Genomic DNA, 20231 nt, shown 5'->3' on the forward strand with positions numbered 1-20231 from the left:
TGATTACAAAATCAGTGCTGATTGAATTACTGTTTCAGTGCTATCAATAGATACCCCTGATGCTTTAGTAGATTTTCGATTCTCATCGAGAGATGGATTCGCTTTTTGTTGCGATTTAACCTTCATTATCTCTTTTTCAAATTTAGAAAGCTCAGCCACATTGCTAATTCTCATGGCATAAATCCCTTCTTTTTTCTCTTCTTCATCAATTTTCTCATTGAGGAATGCAATTTGTTGTTGCATCGATTCGGCCTGCCCTACTATTTGTTGATGTAATTGCTCAAGTTGGCCAGCTAATATATTCTGCTTTTTTTGAATATCAGAACGAAACGCATTGTTTAAATTTCTCGTAGGTCTTTTAGTTAAGTCCTGAAATTCCTGGCGCCAATCTTCCATATTTTCGGGGGTAAATACGTAGCTTGACATATAGGAAGTAAAATTACCCCATAAATTTTTGGGCTTCGTTCCCTCAACGATCCGCTCCTGCAAGTCCCTAAAATCGATTTTTAACACTATATCTTGAATTTGTTCAATTTCTTCTGCCTCTAAATTAGGAAAATCAAATGTTTTGAGCAACTCTCGGTCAAGAAAATGCTTGCGAACTGATTCTGGAAATGAATCTAAATTATCAGGTACTTGATCGGCGATTAATTCTTTTAAACCCAGAATTTCATTAACCTGATCCTGAAATTGTTCAGGAAATTTTGACACATTCGCCTTCCTTTTTTCTTCCAATTTAAGTAGAGGTACTTCTTCTCCTATCAATTGATCTAAAGTATTTATCTGTTCTATGGCTTGCCTTAGGCTTTCTTCTAGAGCAGATCTTTGGTTTATTAAATCCTGGGTGCGTGAATTATAGTGCATAAAATGTTGCAATAAGGGATGAGAGCCAGTGCCTTCAATCACTAAATCAAAATAATTGCTAAAGCCATTATTGCCCTCCTTGAGCTGAACCTCTTTGACTTTAAATCCGTTTAGTCCATTAAGTTTTTCCTTGAGATTTTCAGCCTTAGATCTCAGATATTTACTTGTATTAAATAACTCTTTATGTTCTTGGCTCAATGATTCACAAATACGTCGCACCTCTCCTCGTAGTCGAGCTACAGGTCCTTGTAATTTAGAATTTTTTCGTGCAAGTTCTTCCATTTTATTCGAGAGAACATCGTACATTTCATGAAAAGCATAAACAGAGTTGCTCTCGGTTTGTATTACATTTAATGTATACTTAATCGCATTCCATTCTCTGTTTTTCTGTAAACCTATTTCCGTCTCTTCCATAGTATGGATCGCAGAATCCAGTTTTCTTTTCGTTACTGCACAAAGAGATTCTTCTTTACAATCATGGATAAAATCAGCATCCAGTTTATTTTTATTTGAACCAATAGCCGTTAATCCATCAAGTGTAGCCAAAGTTTCTTTAATTAAGGTACGCGTATTCTTGTGTCCCAAAGAGAATATCCATAAACCTTCCAGTTGCGCTTCATGCTCTGCCAATACTCGATATAAACTCCTAATAGCACTTTGTTGTGCAGAAAGTTTATCAGCTCCTTTTAGTTTGTCGGCCTCTCCTAATACATGCACAGCATTCAATATGTCTCTAGCCGCATCAGTAACAGCTGTTCGTTCGAGCAAATAACCTAAGCCACGATGTTCTTGTTTAGCCCAGGATAGGCTGGTTTCCAATTCATCTACAAGCTCTGTAATTACTCTATCAAAATAAACTGCTTTTAATTCTTTTAGATCGCTTGTTTCTACAAGGCCTACTTCTTTATATACCCGCAACAACTCTTGAATTACAGGTTGCATGGCATATTTTTCAGTATATCGATCTTCGGGCAAATCTTTATTGGCATAATCAAGTAAAAAATCAATGAGATTATCTAAATTTGTTGCAGCCATAACTTGTTGAACCAATATGGATCGCACAATTTTCTTTAAATGAGGATTATTTTCTATAATGCAGCTAATGTCCTTTGCTAATAATTTTACTTGGCTTTTAGCAAAAGCTTCACGATAGCTTTCTACATCGCCGTCAGCAAATCGTAGCATCGCTCCGTTTACTTCTAATCCGGATTCAACATATCGACGCGTTTTTTTCTTCTCAGCAAGCTGTTCTTTCTTGCTTGTACGCGCAGCCAACTGATTAAATTTTAATTGCTCATTTAAAGATACTTCATCCAGATAATGACAACGTAACGCATTAACTGAACCTTCTTCTATGAAATCCTCAACTTTTTCTTTAAGCAGCGCCCGGTGTTGATCCCAAACTGAGCCTACAGCAATTTCATAAGCGGTTATTGCTTTATTCAATGCGATAGTTTGAAACTTCTTATTTTCAGTACGGCGTATATAAGGATTAGGATGTTCTTTTTGTGGCGCATTATATTCAAGGCATTCGTCCCAATGTTCACTCAAAGAACGACTCAAATCCTCTCTTTGTATTAACAACGCTGCATCCAGTGTATTCCATTCTGATTTTGGATAAACAAGATGTAACAATTCTTTCCACTCTTGGAATTGTTCCAGAACAACTTGTTGTATATTGGATACTTTTTGCATGTAATGACGCATAACAGCAGCTTCTTCATTTTGTTGACTTTGCAGTTCTGCCAAAGAAGCAAGTATTTTCTTCTGTTTACTTTGGGTCTGATAGAACCCGGATTGTAAAACGAATGCTCCTTGAGTTTCATAGATAGCAACGTACTTAGCAGGCCTACCTTCCTTGCCAACACAGCTTGTTACTCGCCGCGCAGCCCGGGCATCCAAATAAGTTTGAATCGCTAAAAATCCCTTCGGATGTTGTGTCGCAAAATCAGCGTTTTGTGCAAGTGCTGTAGTAGTAATCGTTATTGTATTTTGCTTACCAGACTGATTGTTAATCCATTTTTTTCGTTCTGCCACAGATTCAGTGCCTGTAAATGCAGTTATATTGCTTTTACGGAACTGTGTTTTTAGTTTATCTGCAAGAAGCTTTACCTCGTTAACATCTTTCGCAAATAGGACAATAGGTTGTCCTGCTTGTGCTTGATTAATGGCTTCTTTTACAGCGCGTACATAAGCTGTTTGATTTGCTATCACTCGTGTAGCCAGTTTGACACATCTATTTTTTTGATGAGATGGTATTTTACACGCGATATCCATACCGAACTTGTTACATTGTTCGACTATTCTCTCTTTTCGACCTAAAGTGTTCGAGATGCTAATAATGCGTCCCTGTTTTTTATAGTGATCAATCAAGTCCTTGGTTGATACAGAATCAATACAACGCATTTCAGGCTCAATAACGAATTCCCAATCAGGGTATTTCTTTTGCAGCCGAGCATGCAGAAATTGATGCGTCATAAAAGTTAAATCATCTTGAGAAGCTTTTTGATTTAAGGGAATAGCAACATGTCGTGCCGTTTTAGAAGGTGGAATAATAAAATCTTCCCCCTCAACAAAACGCTGTGCTTCAATAGCAGCATTGATCCATAAATTAAATTTTTTATCAGGTAATGAGTTTAACGACGCTTTATGCCGACTAGTAGGTGCATGTCTGTCGAGGAATTCTCTTAACTGGATTATATCTTGATCCTCGCTCCAGCCTTTATCGAGAATTTTAAATTGTTTCTGATTAATAAATTCATTAATTAAAGGATAAACCCATGTATAAGAATAATCTTCTTCATTCCCCTCGCTCTTAAGAGCAAGATTAAATATAGTCTTTTCATCTAATTCAGAGAAATCAGAACCAAAAAGAATTAAATGACTCGCTACAGGATGACCATCCTTATAACACGACATGTCTTCATTTTCGACTACAGCCCGAGCACGATATGAAGCCAGATCACCTATAGTAGAGTAATTTATCCCACCAACCTGATACGTTCCTTTGGGAGAACTCACCTCAACACGACCGAAAGCGATACCTAAAGAAGCAAAAAAATCTTTGTCATTTTTATAATTCTGAACCATCAAGCCTCGGTTGACGGCACACGCATCAATAGTCCCTCCATCCGCTTCAACCCACTGCATTACAGAAAGTAATGCATTAGCAACACAATTGCCCTCTTCAGTATCTAGTTCCATCAGCATATTGTTTTGCTGGTTTTTTAATGCCATTAAAATGGCAATAAGCTGCGGGGTATCAACAAATATTCCAGTAGACCGAAAGTACTGTTCACGTAACACAGCAAGCAATCTCAACTGAGCTTTTAGTTTCTCATGAGCCTCTAAATGCGGTGTTCTTATTACAGCAATCAGTGTATCTGATAATTCACGTAACTCTGTGCGACTGACTTTTGTCAAATCCTGGTATGCTTTAATTTGATACGTTGTTGAGTTATTTCCTACAACCAAAGTTAAAGGTTTGTCTCTTCCTATCGCATTGATGTAGATAATTTGTTGCGCTAAATCATGTTGCTCCTGTCTACTTAACGCGGTTCCTTCTACAATATTTCTAATATCAGCAATAACTCGCGCAACTTTAGAGGTATCAAATTGCTCATCAAGAACTTGCTCTGTATCTTTTAAAATAAAACCAAATCCATTTTTTTGTGGTGCACGTCCTGATTTAGGATCCCTGTCAAATTCATCAGCATAAGCTCTTAGATCTTTAACATCTCCATTTAACACATTGATAAACGGTTCCATCTCAGGATAAGGTGGATAATCAAATAATTGTGCAAGATCCGGTAGACTCAGTGGATCAAATTCAAGACCTGCTTGAACATCCAACAAGCGATGAATATTTGCATCAGTTGCATGCTCACCAAGCACAATTAATATTTTTGCCCAATTATTTAAATCAAAATCCGCTGTATTTTCTAATCTACAGACTAAGTTATAATAACGATTTAACTCATCTTTATCGCATTTTGTACATGCTTTCATTAATAAAGTAAGCAACGGCACCAGTGAATCTACTTCTACTTTCGCCTGAATAACCGATAGGGTTTTATTAACCACATTGATAATTAATTTCTCATCAACATTCGAACCTGCTTTTTTTATTCCATTGATTAGAGCATCAAACAAATCTTCAGAATGCTGGTCATCCACGTCTGCTAATGATTTCAATTCCATCAGGTTTTTTAATGGGAATAAGGATTCCTGAGTTAAATTATGACTGAATGAACAACGCAACAGGATTTCATATGCTTCTTCCCCAAGGATTTCTCGGTATTTTGTTAGATAAATAACCTCGCTCAAAGCAATTTTTAGCTGCCCTGTTGAGTGATGTGGTGTTTCTTTTAGTATCTTGCATAAAATTGCTAAGGGAGATGCAACTGCAGAAGTTTTTCCTTCGCTTAATACATCCAGTAAATTCCTTATCTGGGCTACTGTATCAGAATTTTTTCCAAATACTGTGGACTTAATTACATCTGTTAATAATGAAATAGAACGGAGAAACTCAATGTTGTTTTGGTTTTTAATACGAATTAATGAACTGATTAATCCATTCAATGCACTTAATTGTTGCTCCAATTTCAATAGGGCTTCATCGATAGGTAGAGCGGTGTCTAGTTCCTTAATTTGCTTTAATAGAAAACGGTCAAAATCTTTGTTTGATGTTTGTAATGCATTGATAGCGGCCCTTAAATTAGATTTGCAAGCGGCATCTATTCTGGGTCTTAGTACTGCACTGAAGGATTTCTGGGTAAAAAATTCACTACCCAAAACGCGATCCATTTGTTTTCTCTCTTCTGGAAATCCAGATAAAGCCCAAAAAAACCACCTACTGTTTAACAAATTCTTTGCTTCTTGTTCTTCCTCGGCCAAAACCTCGAAAGCTCTTTGAGCATCAACGGGGCGTTGCCTCAAATGCCACATTACAACTTGATGAGAAGTTATCCAGGACTCCAAATATCCTGTTAGTTTTTCTGGCAAACCTTCAAATTCAGTTTGGAGTTGCCAATCCTCATATATCTGTTCTATCAAGCTAAAAAGGTTAATTACTGGCTCGTTAACTGCATCTTTTCCTATTTTTATCTCAGGCAATTCAGTACGAACAATTGCAAAAACATCAGCACTTTGACGTTCGGTCACTGAGTTAACGATTTTTATCAGCTGCTCAAGGGAAGGCAAACGAAAAGAAGCTTCTATATTAATGTCAGTGAGAATTGCAAATAACTGCCCTCTACGCTCAGCCTGCATATCGTGCAGATCTTTTGCCAATATTTTTATTTTTGCTTCAAACTCACTATCTTCTTCGCCATCTTGTGTCATTTCCGGTACTTCATCACTTAATAAAGAGAAGAGTATGACAAACTGAGGCAATGAGTCAGGTTGATCGTGAAAAAGCTCAGATAAAAATATATTTAATTTAGAAGGGGTAGTTAAATGCTGAAGCAGAGCAGAAAAAGAAAATTTTTGGATTGGGGCATTATGAGCCTGTTCTATACTCAAACGCCGTTCATAATTATTGACAACAGATGAGGCTGCGTCACCATATTCCTTCATAAGCTTCAAAGCAAGGACACTTGCTTCATAAAAATCATGCCGTGCTTGTTCTGATATTAAGTCTTCAGTTTTTAACGTGAGTGATAAGATATCAATGAGCCTATTCAACTCATCAGCGGCAGGCATTGACTCCCAACTGTAATTCTCTAGTTCCCCTAAAAAAACAGGAAGTACCATTGATAATTGACCACTCATATCCTCATTAAAGTGATTGGCTATTGCCGTAAATTTGTCAAGCAAACTTTTAAAGCTAGTATAAGGGTCTATTGTTTTAGTACACGCCCGCTGCCCCGTAGTCATCAATGCAGCGATACTAAGTAATAATACTTTATTCTGAACACTCAGATTTTGATTGTTACTAATTTCCTGTTCAATCTTTTGATAAACATCCAGACTAAATGCCCACTCCTGCACACCAATAAAACGATAAAAACAAGTTACAATCTCCTCATATGGGCGGTCCAAACGGCTTAACCAGGCACTTACATCCTTCGGCATTGCAGGGGTTGAATAATCAAGGACATCTTCATCGATATTGGATCTTAAATTCATTTGCCTTGATACCAGCTTATAATTGTTATTACGACTGGCATGGTAGGCTCCATTAAGATCTAACCCATCTAAACAAGTAAGTTGCTCCTCAGGATCACTGCTGTTATTTATGATGAACAGTAAGCGATCTAATGTGGGTTTCATAGAGCCTATATTTTCTAAAGTACAGGAAAAAGGTAACTTCAGGTCTTTTTCCTCCAGCCTATTTAGAAAATAATCATAAGCTTCAAATAAATCATTAAATTCAGTACGAGCACCTGTTGCTTTATGTTGAGAAACTAAATTAACCCACCATATTTTTTGTTCGCTGCTTAATTCACTCAACTTTTGAAGATTGGCCAAACCTTGGCGTGACATTAACGCAAGATAGTTTTCAGGTTTATCCAGAAATAACTCATTAAAGTCTTTAAAAAATTCCTTATCATGTAATACCTTCAGTTGTTGCAATAAGAGTAAAACACCATCAGCTCCAGTATGAATTAACACTCGAGCCAGACCTTTATAATTAAGATCACCTAAAGGTATCGCCTGGAGTAATCTATTTATCCTCTCCAATTTTGGTGCATTATCTTCTGTTACGACAGACAAGAATAAAATAAAAGCCGCTTGGCGTTGTTCCGGCGAGCTATTTTCACTCCATAAATTTTTAAACTCTTTCCTGTAACGATCTCTGTTTTTAGAACCATTGTTTAAGAGACTGAATTGGCGGTAAGAACCAACAATATTGCGCGCATTTTCTTCAGCAAGCTCAGGAATTTGCGTCAAAGGAGTGCCTTGTTGCGGGTGTTGATATGGTGGTTCTACATTGTTTTTGCGCTTTCGCTGAGTTGCTTTAATTTGTTGATGATGCGCTTCATGTTTCGTTGGAATTTGATATTGAAGCTGTAAACCCATACTGGGACTTTTTATATTCTCAACCCAATTCTTTTTAGTTTTTCGTATTCTAGCGGCATGAGGATGAAAAAAAATTGCTGTCTTAGAGAGCTCGGCTACTTGTTGTTGGAATTCGAAAGAAAACTTTTGTCGTTTATTGATTAGATATACATTATCAAAGGCTAATTGATACTTCTTAGGAGTAATTTCAAATTTGTAACGTCTCGTTCGCTCTGGTTTTGAAAGAAAATCAACCAATTTATTAAAGTCTTCTTGGGTAAATTGATCACACGTCAAAGGTAAATTGACTTCGCCCAAAACCGATTTATCTTGTTCGTAAGTGGTTTCTAAATAGGCAGTAAAATTCTCGATAGTATTAAAGCTATGTTCGCCTACAGTGATACTCATGCAACCATGTCCCCCAAATAATAGATACTAAGACATTATTATCCATATAGTGCGCAAATATATCACATTTTTAACCAATAAAATATGAAAGAAGAAGAGTTTCGATTTACCAATATGGCTAAATAACATCCAGCACAGCATTCAAAAGCTGTTGCGTATACGCTTCTTTAGGACATTTAAAAAGGGATTCACAACTCCCAAACTCGACGCCGACTCCATTTTTCATAACTAAGACTTCATCAGCGATATAAGAAACCACACCCATATTATGGGTAATAAATAAATAAGAAATGCCTGTTTCTTGTTGTAACTCCTTTAATAAATTGAGGATTTGTGCCTGCACAGAAACATCCAAAGCACTGGTTGGTTCATCACAAATCAAGATATCTGGTCCTGTAGCTAAAGCTCGAGCAATACAAATTCGCTGTCTTTGCCCACCAGAAAATTGATGTGGGTAACGCTGTAAGCAATTGCTAGGCAAATTAACCTGGTTCAGTAGTTCTTTTAGCCGTGTACTTATTACCGAATGCTTCATTCCTTGGGCATGCATTCCTTCAGCGATTATTTCACTTACCGTCATGCGCGGATTCATAGAAGAAAAAGGATCCTGGAAAATAATTTGTACTTTTTTTCGGTATTCTCTTAATGAGCGCCCTTTTAATGCCCGCACATCCTGTTCTTTATAGTGTATCTCCCCCCCACAAATGGGTAATAAACGCAATAAGGCACGACTGGCCGTGGTTTTACCACATCCTGATTCACCCACTAAAGCCAATGTTTTTCCTTGCAATAAACGAAATGACAGACCATCTACTGCTTTAAATGAAACTCTATGACGACTGAATAAACCTTTTTTCTGGATAAAGCCAACGGATAAATCATTCACCGTGAGTATTGTTTTTTCCTCCGTAGTCGCAACGTCCCAAACTATTTTATCTTTTTGCAAAGGGGGTAACTCTTGGGAGTCAGGATATAGATGACATCGTACCAATCGTCCATTTTGTTCTTGTAATTGCGGCTCATCCACCGAACAACGTTCAAATGCATAAATGCAACGAGGATGAAAACGGCAACCCGAAGGCATTTCATCCAAAGCAGGTACTAATCCACGAATTACTGATAAACGCTCCTCACGTTTTGCCAAAGAAGGTATAGACGCCAACAATTGCTGTACATATGGATGTTGTTTAACTCGCGAAAAAAAATCTTCTACAGAGGATTGAGCTACCACTTGTCCTGCATACATCACACAGACACGTGATGCCATGGCCCTCACTACTCCTAGATCATGAGTAATCAGGAGTAAACTCATTTGATGGGTTTTTTGTACTTTTTTTAATAAAGAAAGGATTTGAGCCTGGATTGTAACATCCAAAGCGGTTGTTGGTTCATCAGCAATTAAAATATCAGGTTTACAAGCCAGGGCCATGGCAATAACAACCCGCTGTTTCTGACCACCGGACAATTGATGCGGATATTGATGAATTTTAATTTCTGGTTGAGGCATTTCGACCTCATAAAGCAAAGATAATAATGCTTCTTGCAATTCTTTGGCAGTAAACGAGTTACATTTTACCAAGGCTTCTGTTAACTGTTCTCCTATTGTCATTACTGGATTAAGTGCGGTCATTGGCTCTTGAAAAATCATAGCCATCTTGCGACCTCTCAATTGCCGCATCATTTGTTCTGGTAAATCCAAAATGTCTTGTCCATCGACATGGATTAAACTATCAATACCATAAACACCGGATTTAGGTAACAAGCGCATTAACGCCAGAGAAGTGAGGGATTTGCCGCAACCTGATTCACCTAATAAAACCAAGGTTTCACCAGGATATAAATTAAAGCTGACTTTATCCAAAGCAGACACCATCTTATGGCGATGTTGAAATGCTACAGATAATTGGTGAATTTCAGCACTGTTTTTTTGCATATGTTTTCTATTTAGCCTGGCCTGGTCAAAGCATAACTGCCATTGAGTTAAGGATTTTTGTCATTCCCGCGAAAGCTGGAATCTATTCTTCGATTGGCACTGTGCCTTATTAGAAATCGTTCCCACCTTCACGGGAACGAAAGTTTTTCCCTTAACTTGATGGCCAGGAGTCAAAGTATGCCCCAGGAAATCATCTTTACTCATTTCCCGGATTAAGGCTCGCCCAATCCAGGCTTCAATAACAACATCCTGCTTGCAGAACAGGGGATCTTTATAATAGATTTACAAAGTAACTTTTCGTCTTTCGTCTACTGTATCATAATATATGGTAAAATAAACCTAACTTTGATTTGAGAAAAACCCATGTCAGAAAACTATACTGCCCAAGCTATTGAAGTCTTAAGTGGACTTGAACCTGTTCAACGACGCCCTGGCATGTATACCGATACAACGCGTCCCAACCACTTGGCTCAAGAAGTGATTGATAACAGTGTGGATGAGGTACTGGCTGGCTTTGCAAGTCATATCCGTGTCACGCTTCATGAAGATGGTTCTATTGAAGTAGAGGATGATGGTCGCGGCATGCCTGTAGATTTACATCCACAATTAGGCTTAAGTGGCGTTGAAGTCATTATGACTCGATTACATGCTGGAGGTAAATTTTCTGATAAAAATTACAGCTTTTCAGGTGGATTGCATGGAGTGGGGGTTTCTGTAGTCAATGCTCTTTCTGACCGTCTTGATGTGACCATCAAGCGCAATGGAATTGTGTACCAAATGTCTTTTGCCAATGGCGATAAATTATGCGAACTCAATGAAACAGGACTCACTAAAAAAAGAGACACCGGCACAATTATCCGCTTTTGGCCCAATCCAAAGTATTTTGATACCACACGTATCTCCGTAAAACATTTAACCCATGTGCTGAGAGCAAAAGCTGTACTCTGCACGGGTTTGTCTATGACGTTTATTAATAAAGCAACTAATGAGGAAATGCATTGGTGCTATGAACAGGGTCTTATTGATTATTTAAATCAATCATTGCCCGATGGAGATTATTTACCTGAAGAACCCTTTACAGGTGAATTCAAAAGCGATGAAGCAACAGTTGATTGGGCATTGGTTTGGTCTAATGGATCAAGCAGTGGTTTTAGTGAAAGTTATGTAAATTTAATTCCAACAATTCAAGGCGGTACCCATGTTAATGGCTTACGCTCCGGCTTATTTGATGCTATGGCAGAATTTTGTGAGCTAAGAAATTTACTACCTAGAGGAATAAAACTTACAGCAGATGATCTTTGGGAGCCCTGTCAGTATGTATTATCGGTGAAAATGAAAGAACCACAATTTGCAGGACAAACCAAAGAACGCTTAAGCTCTCGTCAAATTTCTGCTTTTGTCAGTAATGTAGTTAAAGACGCTTTTGCACTTTGGCTCAATCAACATCGAAATCAAGGTGAGACGATTGCTTCTTTGGCAATCGAGCGCGCACAAAAACGTTTAAGACAAGCAAAACAAGTAGCACGCAAACGAGTAAGTCAAGGCCCCGCTCTCCCTGGTAAATTGGCTGATTGCTTGCTTACTGATCTCAGTCAGGCCGAATTATTTTTAGTAGAAGGTGATTCCGCAGGTGGATCAGCAAAACAAGCACGTAATAAAGATTTCCAGGCCATTTTACCGTTGCGCGGAAAAATTCTTAACTCTTGGGAAGTGGATTCGTCACAAGTCCTGGCATCTCAGGAAATTCATGATATCTCCGTAGCGATAGGAGTAGATCCTGGCTCTTCGGACCTAAGCGGTCTTCGCTATGGCAAATTATGCATTCTCGCAGATGCAGACTCAGATGGTGCACATATTGCTACTTTGATTTGTGCTTTGTTTTTACGCCACTTTAAGCCTCTGGTCCAAGCTGGGCATGTATTTGTTGCTATGCCACCACTTTATCGAATTGATGCAGGTAAAGATGTTTATTATGCACTGGATGATGAAGAAAAAAATCGTATTCTCAACCATTTGGCACAAACAACTCGAGCTAAACCCAATGTCCAAAGGTTTAAAGGTTTAGGTGAAATGAATCCCATACAACTACGTGAAACGACTATGGATCCCAATACCAGGCGATTGGTTCAACTCACCATGGATGATGAGGTAGGAGCCGAAGCAATTATGGATATGATGCTAAATAAAAAACGGGCAAGCGATAGAAAAGTCTGGTTAGAGACCAAGGGAAACTTAGCTGACGTTTAATTATATGCGGATTGCTTGCCTCCTTTTTTAACGAGGCAGGGCTTAACTCTATTTGATGCAGGTTCCACTTCCTTTCACTTGAATAATGGAATTAAATTAGAATAATCATCAGTCCATAAAAACTGTTCGTCGCTTGCATTAAACCGCCAATTGCTCCCTTTCATAAGTTGAAAAGCCAGATCTTCTTTCGAGGTCAAAAAAACCCACTCCGAATTAAACTGACCTAACGCCAAAATACTTTTATAATTTACATAAAATATACTAAGAAGGCTCAAAGACCTACCCGCAGCATTAATCACTGGTAATAATTGCAAATGTCGATTACTTAAATGAATCAATATACCGCCGTCTTCAGTAATTTTCTGTTGATATAAAATAAATGCTTCAAGGGTTAATAAATGCACTGGAATTGAGTCTGAACTAAACGCATCTATAACTAATAAGTTTTGAGAGTGATCCGGTAATTGTTCTACGGCTAATCGTCCATCGCTTTTCATAATAGTCACATTTGGTGAACAATCTCGTAAGTAAGTAAACAATTGGGGATTACTTGCAAGGTCAATGACCTGATAATCAATTTCAATTACTTTAACCTTATCCTCTTTGCGAAATTGACAGAGCATGGTACCAACCCCTAATCCAATGATTGTTACTGATAAAGAGCTCCTTTTTTGTTGCATTGCATCAACTATAGGTTTAGTCGCTCCATAATAAGAAGTCAGTCCTTTAGGTTTTTTCTCTCCAACAACTTGTAACCCATGCACTGTAGACTGGTTGATTAAGACATGGACTCCTTGTTTATCTATTACTTTTTTTACTCCATAAAAATCGCGTACCTGCATTAAAACTGTATCATCTTGTGATAATGGTGAAAAAATAAACCCAAATAAAATCAATAAAGATAAAATCAAACTAATTTTACTTTTTTGCCAGATAACTATAATAATTAACGCCAAAAAGGCACACACTTGAAATGAGGAAAAACCACCAGGCCAATGAACACCAATGATGCAGTAATGAAACAACAAAACAATCAGAACCACCACAGGAACCCACCAGCCATTCTTCATTGGCAATTGGGGCAAAGCAAAAAGACTCAGTAAAATTGCTAAAGGATATTCATAAATCCCATTGAACCAATGTGGGGCCAAAACTCCATTAAATACTCCAGCTAATACCCCACCAAGGGCCAAACAAAAATAAAATAACGTCAGCAATTCGGGCATAGGCCTATCTAAAAATAACTGGCGATGACAAAGTAACGCCAAAATGAAAAAATTCAACAAATGAAATAAAATACTTTGCCCAATATTTACTTGCCCCGCATTTAAAATAAATCCAACAATTGGAAAAATAAGAAAAAAAATACTATTTCGTGCTATCCATTTAAATGAAATCAAGGAATTATTGGTGAATGCAAGCACAAAAGTGAGTAGATATAGAGCCAGGGGTAGTACCCAAAATAAAGGAGTTGCTGCAATATCCGTAGTAATATATAGAGTCACTCCAAGCATTAAACTGCATGGGACAAAACTTAAAAAAATCCAATACAGCATGTTCTGCCAAGGCCAGGTGGCAATGACTTCATTTTGTTTTTTCAATGATTGATAACGATTGGCATAGAGAATAATAAACAATAGAACTACATAAACTACATAGCCTATGCTCCATAAATAAAATTGCTCCTTGAGCCCTATAAAACGCTCGATTACCCAGGGATAGAGTAATAAAGATAAGAGACTTCCCAGATTAGAAGCAGCGTATAAAAAATAAGGATCAGCAGCACCTTTTTCCTTAGTTTGGCTGTAAGCAAATTGTAGTAAAGGGGCTGAGGCTCCAATAACTAGTAAGGGCAATCCCAGTTCGATTAACAAATTAGATAAAATACCCCATTCAGGACTTTCACTATTAATTAAAGGTCGAAATAAAATAGGCACAGCAAGGAAGCTTAAAAAAATGAGAACGCTGTGCGTTAGTCGCCATGCAATCGGTTTATCAAAAAAACCAAGTACTACGGCATATCCATAAGCAAACAGTAATATCACCTGAAAAAAGAACATGCAAATAGTCCAAACTGCCGGTGTTCCCCCATAAACAGGCAACAAAGATTTCGCGACCATGGGTTGAATGCTAAATAAAAGAATGGCGCTTAAGAATAAGCTGATAGGGAATAAAAAACGCACCAAGCATCCTTGACTTGAAAACTCCTCTCATAATAGACATTGTAAGGTTACGAAAACTGTTATTCAACATATCTGTTTTATATGATTATTTTTAACCTTTCAAAAGGAGCAAGACCATCCTGGAGGGTTAATGGCTTGCTCCTTATCAAGATTTTCGTACGAGCTCTGTGGCAAATTAATCGAAACAAGCAGGAGATTTGTTTGGTTATCCTTATGATACAGAGGAAATTCTTAAAATCACTACACGAATAGGAATGATTCGTTTTGTTTTGATAATGCAAGTCGAGAAGTTGCATTTCATTATAACTACCCTGTAGATCGGGTGCAGCGAAATGAAACCCCGGGGGACGATTTTTATGTCATTGCTCTTAATTCATTTCTGAGAAAATGACTCGCCAATTTTTTTATAATCTTTTTCACCAAATATAGCTGAACCAAATTCATAATATTTAAATTCGAGTAAATTATTGCTGGGATCTTTCAAGAAAAAAGATTGATGTTCAATTCGAGTATTTTTAAATCGTGTTTTCAATGGAATCTCAAAGGAAATGTGCTCCTTCTTAACTTGTTCTAGAAAAGCATCATACTCATATCGCTCAAGAAAAATTAAGCCAAAATGTCTCGGATAGATGCCTTCTTGTGGAGGAAGAATGGTGTCAATTTTATGTGCTACTATTTGATGATTGCCAAACTCTAAAATCAATGCATGCTCGGATTCACGTCCTAATGAAAAACCCAACTGATGATGATAAAACTGTTTCGCCAAAGCGAGGTCATGCACTGGAAACGCAAGATGAAATAAAGTTTTCATCATAATCCTTATAATGGTTTATTATATAAAGAATAGTAACAACATATTAAGCTGTAGATATAAAATTTATATTAATTAAGAAATAAGTGTGTAAGAATATTTACTTTATTTAATCCAATTTAAACATAAAATGCTTTTAAACTCTATTTTTGATTACATAATTCACATTGATGTATATTTAAATACCATTGTCACAACTTATGGATTTTGGACCTATTTGCTTTTATTTGCAGTAATTTTCTGTGAAACAGGGCTTGTAGTGACACCTTTTTTACCTGGAGATTCCTTGCTTTTTGCTGCAGGGAGTATAGCAGCCCAAGCAGGAAACCCATTAAATATATCGATTTTATTTATCCTGCTTTTCTTTGCCTCAGTTTTAGGAAATCAAATCAATTTTATGATTGGTCGTTTGCTCGGGCCACGTATTTTTTTCACCGATAGATCCTGGTTACTCAATAAAAAACACTTACAAGAAACTCATGCATTTTATGAAAAACATGGAGGAAAAACGATAATTTTTGCACGTTTTCTTCCTATCATACGTACTTTTGCTCCATTTGTTGCGGGTATAGGATCGATGCACATTCTTCATTTTTCGCTATACAATTTGGTTAGTGCCTTAATATGGATCTTCAGTCTGTTGAGCTTAGGTTATTTTCTGGGATCAATTCCATTAATAAAAGAAAATTTCTCGATAGTAATTTACAGCATTATTTTTATTTCTTTACTCCCACCTATTCTTACTTTAATGAGTCGAAAACGAACCATGGAAAAATAGAAGCGTAACCTGGATTGATCCTATCCAGGCTACAATTTTAATGAATGTTGAGATCAATGAAATTAGCCTAATTAATATATTGATGCCCTCTATGAGGAATTAATAGTTCTTCAAATTCGGCTAAGAGATTGGAATAATTTTTAGAAACATATTTTAAATCCATTTCCCTCTCCAATTTGTTTGTTAATAATCCCTGCAATAACATAGTCCTGAATGAATGAGGGTGAGTCCTACCGTTTTTACCATCTTTTAGATAATCAATTAACATTTCCTTGGCTTGAATAAGAGCGGTAATGGAAGAAAACTCACCATTAATTTTAGAAAACTCTTTGTTAAGCAGAGAAAACTCTCCATTAAACTTCCGAGCTCTTCTCCTGCCAGATTCACCGTGTCTATGGAAAATTGAAAAAAGAATTCCATCGCTGTAAGAACAATAATCCACCACCGCTCTATTGACTATGCGGATTAACCGATTCAATTCTTTTTGCTCCGCATTTGAAGTAATTAACGCCAACGATATTTCTTCACGTTGCCTGAAAAGAGAAGGTTTACTGGAAAATTCTTGGAGTTTACCCCGCTTTTTATTTTGTTTTATTTCAACATCCGCTCTTACAGGCTCAGTTTTCTTTTGAGTACCTGTTTTCGTTTTCTGCAAATCTTCATCTTGAATTGTTAATGCTATGGCATCTTTTTCTTCCCTAGTTTGTTTCTTGACATGAGGTTCTGAGTCTATAGCTTTTATTTTTTTGCTGCTTAAACCAAGGGCAGAGCCTCCAGAAGAATCGCCAGGTTGAGCTGAAGATTTTCGTGATTTAGCCATTGTTACTTTTGTAGTCCAATGCATATTATGCTGATTATTTAGCGTAATTGTATGTTGAGAAGGCAAGTCCTTGTACTCATATTGCTGCACCCCATTTTCCAGCGTATGCAGATTTACCTCAAATGCATTAGCTAAATAATCCAGTTCTAAATGAGTTGCCCATACAAAATCTTGAGTGATGCTGTGTAATGCCAGAATTATGGGAGAGTTAAATTTGGGTTCGGTCGATACTGTAATAGTTTCTGGAGCGACCTCTTCACCATAAATTAATGATATAAATAATGGCGCTAACACTAATGATTCATGCTCCGCTACAATTCTTGAATGATCAATTTTTTTGAGCGCATTTTTAATGTCAACGGATGAAACAAACTGGTTGAAACGAGGATCTAAATCAGTACCATGATACATTTCAGCAAATTTTCTATAAGTACTAATTGCAACCAATGCTCTATATTCATCTTCTTTTTTCGCTGAAGTGCATGCCCAGCGTAATTCGTCGATCTGTAAATTGTAAGTAATTAATCTTAATGTTCTTTGTAATACTTCGAGTAACTTGTTATCAGGGTTATCAAAATCAAATTTACAAATGGCATCATAATAATTCTTTATAGAGGGATCCAATTGGACCCATTTGTCAAAAGTTATTCCAGTTCCTTCTTGCTGAATAATATTAATTAAGCCAATTGCGAAGGCATAATAACCACAATTACCTTTGGCAGGATTATCAATAATTCTTTCTTGCAACTCTATAGTGGGATCATCTTTGAAGCTGGGATTAGCCGTGGATTGTTCCTTGCTAATTATTATTTTACTCATAGACATTGAATTTTTCTCCCCCGATTTCCCATCTATAGAACACAAGATGTTCACATATTATGCTACGAGAGAGATTAACTCGCAATAGAAAGTAACTTCTTGGAAACCAAGTAGCTAATCTGCAATGAGTAATTGCGATATCATACCCTTTTGAATCCAGCCCTTTAGGTAAGAAGCAGCGTTCATACCTACTTCTTCGGGTTGTATCCATTGACATAGTCCTTCACAAAGAGCCCCGAAAGATAGTCCTTGTGATAAGCTATCCAAAGCCCAAGCCTCTTCTTGAGATAAGCTGTAAAATTGAATCTTATATTCCGGTGCGCGCCATATGACCCAGGCTGTAGGCTCCGGACTATGTTGCAATTCAGGAAGCTCTCTATCATGAATTAAAGCCTGCCAAAGAGGAATTATGTTCCATAAATAATTGATTCTTTGTAGTGATGGATGAAGCATAAATTGTAAATCTGCCCACGCTTCAGGAGGAATTGCGGCCATATCCTCAACCCGTACAACCTGTTCATCAGCAGCATCAAAAGCCCAGTTCATTTTCCATTCAAAATCAGCAAGCTCTGCTAAATAAGGATATTGTGAGTAATTGTGCTTAATAAAATCGGATAATAAATCACCATACCAGCGAATCGAACGATAAGAAGAAGGATGGGCGTCAATATAATAAGTTGATAGCTTGTTAAATTCCTCAGTCCCTAAATAAGCATACAATGCAGGAAAATTAATACTTAAACTCTCAATAAGTCGAAGTTTGTACGCGTCACGATAAATACCTAAGCGAGTATCCACCGAAACTAATTCAGTTTGGACAATTGAATCATAAATCTCTGCCCGACCTGATAATAGAAACTTTTGAAATTGATCTTCTAAGTGAAAAAGCTCATTCATACAAGCACCTCTTCAACCAAAATTGATTCTGCAATCCGTCTTGCATGATTGATTTCGGCTAGTAACTCTGCAAAAGGAGGCATATTATCATCCCGTTCAATCATCGACGATATCGGCCCCAAGCGCTGTAATGTTGCAGCATAAAGATCCCAGACGGGTTGAATTACTGGTGCATCATGCGTATCGATAATGTAATCACCATGATTCGAGTGGCCTGCTAAATGGATTTGGGCAACACGCTCGGGAGGCATAGCAAAAATATAATCCATTGGGTTAAACTGATGATTTACAGAACTAACATAAACGTTATTTACATCTAATAGAATATAACAATCCGCCTGTTTTACAATTTCTAGGATAAATTCCCATTCTGACATTTCAGATTGTTTGTAAGTTAGATAACTAGAAACATTTTCAATTAAAATCGGGCGTCCTAAAATATCTTGTACTTGCTGAATTCGCGATACAATATGATTTACCGCTTCACGAGTATAGGGAACAGGCAACAAATCATGTGCATTTATTCCGTTAACGCCTGTCCAGCATAAATGGTCAGAAACCCATACTGGTTCGACTCGAGTAACGAGTTCCTTTAGCTGCTTTAAATAGTCATTATCCAGAGGATCCGTACTTCCTAATGAAAGAGAAACACCATGCATTACTATTGGATAATGAGCTCGTATTTGGTCAAGGTAATAAAGTGGCTTTCCCCCCGGAACCATATAATTTTCGGTAAGTATCTCAAACCAATCTAAATCAGGCTTTTGCGCCAAGATTTCTTCATAATAATCGGGTCGTAATCCCAGTCCAAACCCTAAAAAGGGCATTTTTTGAGTCACTTTATATTTTGGGCTATCCATGTATTAAATCCGGGGATGAAGAGAAACCAGGCATGCAATTCATGCCTGGAGCAATGCGAATTTCAATTGAAATTATTGAACAACAGTGCCACCAGCTTTTTGGCAGTCTTCTTTAGTCATTTCAGTCATTCCCTTGCCTTTGCAAGCGTTTTGGCCTTTGCAAGCATTGTCAGCAGTTTTGCAAGCGCCTTGTCCTTTACAAGCGTTACCACCTTGGCATTTTACCATACCAGTAGAAGCTTCATCTGCTGCAAAAGCAGGAGCAATAGCGAACATAGAAGCAGCACCAATTGCTAAAGCAACGCCTGTTAATTGTAATTTATTCATTTACTTAATTCCTTTTAGAGTTAGTTAAATATGCTATAGGCAAAATATAATTTAGCCACTTGCATTTTAGGAAGTAAAATTTAATTTTGTCAAGTTCGCCTATGGAAATTAATGGTTTTCCTTAAAGTGAATCCGGCAAATAAAACAGGACTTACGAAAAATCTCAAGGTCGAGGCAAAAAATGTTTTTAATGAGGGAGTTTAGATAGACTAAATGACCGAATTAAAAACATTTTTTAACAAAGAGATTGGGGGTTTTCGTAAGTCCTGTAAAAATCAAGCA

At 37.3% G+C, this 20231-nt stretch carries 10 protein-coding genes; 2 read left to right on the forward strand and 8 right to left on the reverse strand.

What is annotated here, in order from left to right:
* Window positions 1–3 precede the first annotated feature (3 nt).
* Together DGG96_RS03405 and DGG96_RS03410 are read right to left on the reverse strand one after the other, a co-directional pair.
* Window positions 4–8274 carry a hypothetical protein gene (locus DGG96_RS03405; protein ID WP_199742184.1) on the reverse strand — a complete coding sequence of 2757 codons (8271 nt, stop codon included), beginning with the start codon at window positions 8272–8274 and terminating at the stop codon, window positions 4–6.
* Between the two features lie 118 nt (window positions 8275–8392).
* Window positions 8393–10207: an ABC transporter ATP-binding protein gene (locus DGG96_RS03410; protein WP_110141573.1), complete on the reverse strand. Its 1815-nt coding sequence runs from the start codon at window positions 10205–10207 to the stop codon at window positions 8393–8395.
* 363 nt (window positions 10208–10570) lie between these two features.
* Between DGG96_RS03410 and parE the strand changes: the two genes are divergently transcribed.
* Window positions 10571–12454 carry a DNA topoisomerase IV subunit B gene (parE, locus tag DGG96_RS03415; protein WP_110141574.1) on the forward strand — a complete coding sequence of 628 codons (1884 nt, stop codon included), beginning with the start codon at window positions 10571–10573 and terminating at the stop codon, window positions 12452–12454.
* A 74-nt stretch (window positions 12455–12528) separates the two neighbouring features.
* Here the strand turns inward: parE and DGG96_RS03420 are convergent, their stop codons facing one another.
* Both DGG96_RS03420 and DGG96_RS03425 read right to left on the reverse strand, forming a co-directional pair.
* On the reverse strand, window positions 12529–14640 hold the full coding sequence (locus tag DGG96_RS03420) for a fused MFS/spermidine synthase (protein WP_165831571.1): 2112 nt from the start codon (window positions 14638–14640) through the stop codon (window positions 12529–12531).
* A 370-nt stretch (window positions 14641–15010) separates the two neighbouring features.
* A complete protein-coding gene (locus DGG96_RS03425; RefSeq protein WP_233590453.1) occupies window positions 15011–15451 on the reverse strand; it encodes a VOC family protein in 441 nt (146 codons plus the stop codon).
* A 127-nt stretch (window positions 15452–15578) separates the two neighbouring features.
* Here DGG96_RS03425 and DGG96_RS03430 point away from each other — a divergent pair, with 127 nt between their 5' ends.
* Window positions 15579–16226 carry a DedA family protein gene (locus DGG96_RS03430; protein ID WP_110141577.1) on the forward strand — a complete coding sequence of 216 codons (648 nt, stop codon included), beginning with the start codon at window positions 15579–15581 and terminating at the stop codon, window positions 16224–16226.
* Window positions 16227–16293: 67 nt separating this feature from the next.
* Here the strand turns inward: DGG96_RS03430 and DGG96_RS03435 are convergent, their stop codons facing one another.
* The 4 genes from DGG96_RS03435 to bufA2 form a co-directional block, all read right to left on the reverse strand.
* The gene (locus tag DGG96_RS03435) at window positions 16294–17871 is read right to left on the reverse strand and encodes a hypothetical protein (protein ID WP_110141578.1); all 1578 of its coding nucleotides are present in this window, start codon (window positions 17869–17871) and stop codon (window positions 16294–16296) included.
* 108 nt (window positions 17872–17979) lie between these two features.
* Window positions 17980–18762, reverse strand: a complete 783-nt coding sequence (locus DGG96_RS03440) for an HvfC/BufC N-terminal domain-containing protein (protein WP_110141579.1) — start codon at window positions 18760–18762, stop codon at window positions 17980–17982.
* Window positions 18759–19622 carry an MNIO family bufferin maturase gene (gene bufB / locus DGG96_RS03445; RefSeq protein ID WP_110141580.1) on the reverse strand — a complete coding sequence of 288 codons (864 nt, stop codon included), beginning with the start codon at window positions 19620–19622 and terminating at the stop codon, window positions 18759–18761. The genes DGG96_RS03440 and bufB overlap by 4 nt, the downstream gene beginning before the upstream one ends.
* Before the next feature lie 72 nt (window positions 19623–19694).
* On the reverse strand, window positions 19695–19949 hold the full coding sequence (gene bufA2 / locus DGG96_RS03450) for a BufA2 family periplasmic bufferin-type metallophore (RefSeq protein WP_110141581.1): 255 nt from the start codon (window positions 19947–19949) through the stop codon (window positions 19695–19697).
* Window positions 19950–20231: the final 282 nt, after the last annotated feature.

The sequence above is a fragment of the Legionella qingyii genome (assembly GCF_003184185.1).

Coding starts and splice junctions, on each gene's coding strand:
- DGG96_RS03440 (WP_110141579.1), bottom strand. CDS start 18,762: ATGAATGAGCTTTTTCACTTAGAAGATCAATTTCAAAAGTTTCTATTA.
- DGG96_RS03410 (WP_110141573.1), bottom strand. CDS start 10,207: ATGCAAAAAAACAGTGCTGAAATTCACCAATTATCTGTAGCATTTCAA.
- bufA2 (WP_110141581.1), bottom strand. CDS start 19,949: ATGAATAAATTACAATTAACAGGCGTTGCTTTAGCAATTGGTGCTGCT.
- DGG96_RS03425 (WP_233590453.1), bottom strand. CDS start 15,451: ATGATGAAAACTTTATTTCATCTTGCGTTTCCAGTGCATGACCTCGCT.
- parE (WP_110141574.1), top strand. CDS start 10,571: ATGTCAGAAAACTATACTGCCCAAGCTATTGAAGTCTTAAGTGGACTT.
- DGG96_RS03430 (WP_110141577.1), top strand. CDS start 15,579: ATGCTTTTAAACTCTATTTTTGATTACATAATTCACATTGATGTATAT.
- DGG96_RS03405 (WP_199742184.1), bottom strand. CDS start 8,274: ATGAGTATCACTGTAGGCGAACATAGCTTTAATACTATCGAGAATTTT.
- DGG96_RS03435 (WP_110141578.1), bottom strand. CDS start 17,871: ATGTCTATGAGTAAAATAATAATTAGCAAGGAACAATCCACGGCTAAT.
- bufB (WP_110141580.1), bottom strand. CDS start 19,622: ATGGATAGCCCAAAATATAAAGTGACTCAAAAAATGCCCTTTTTAGGG.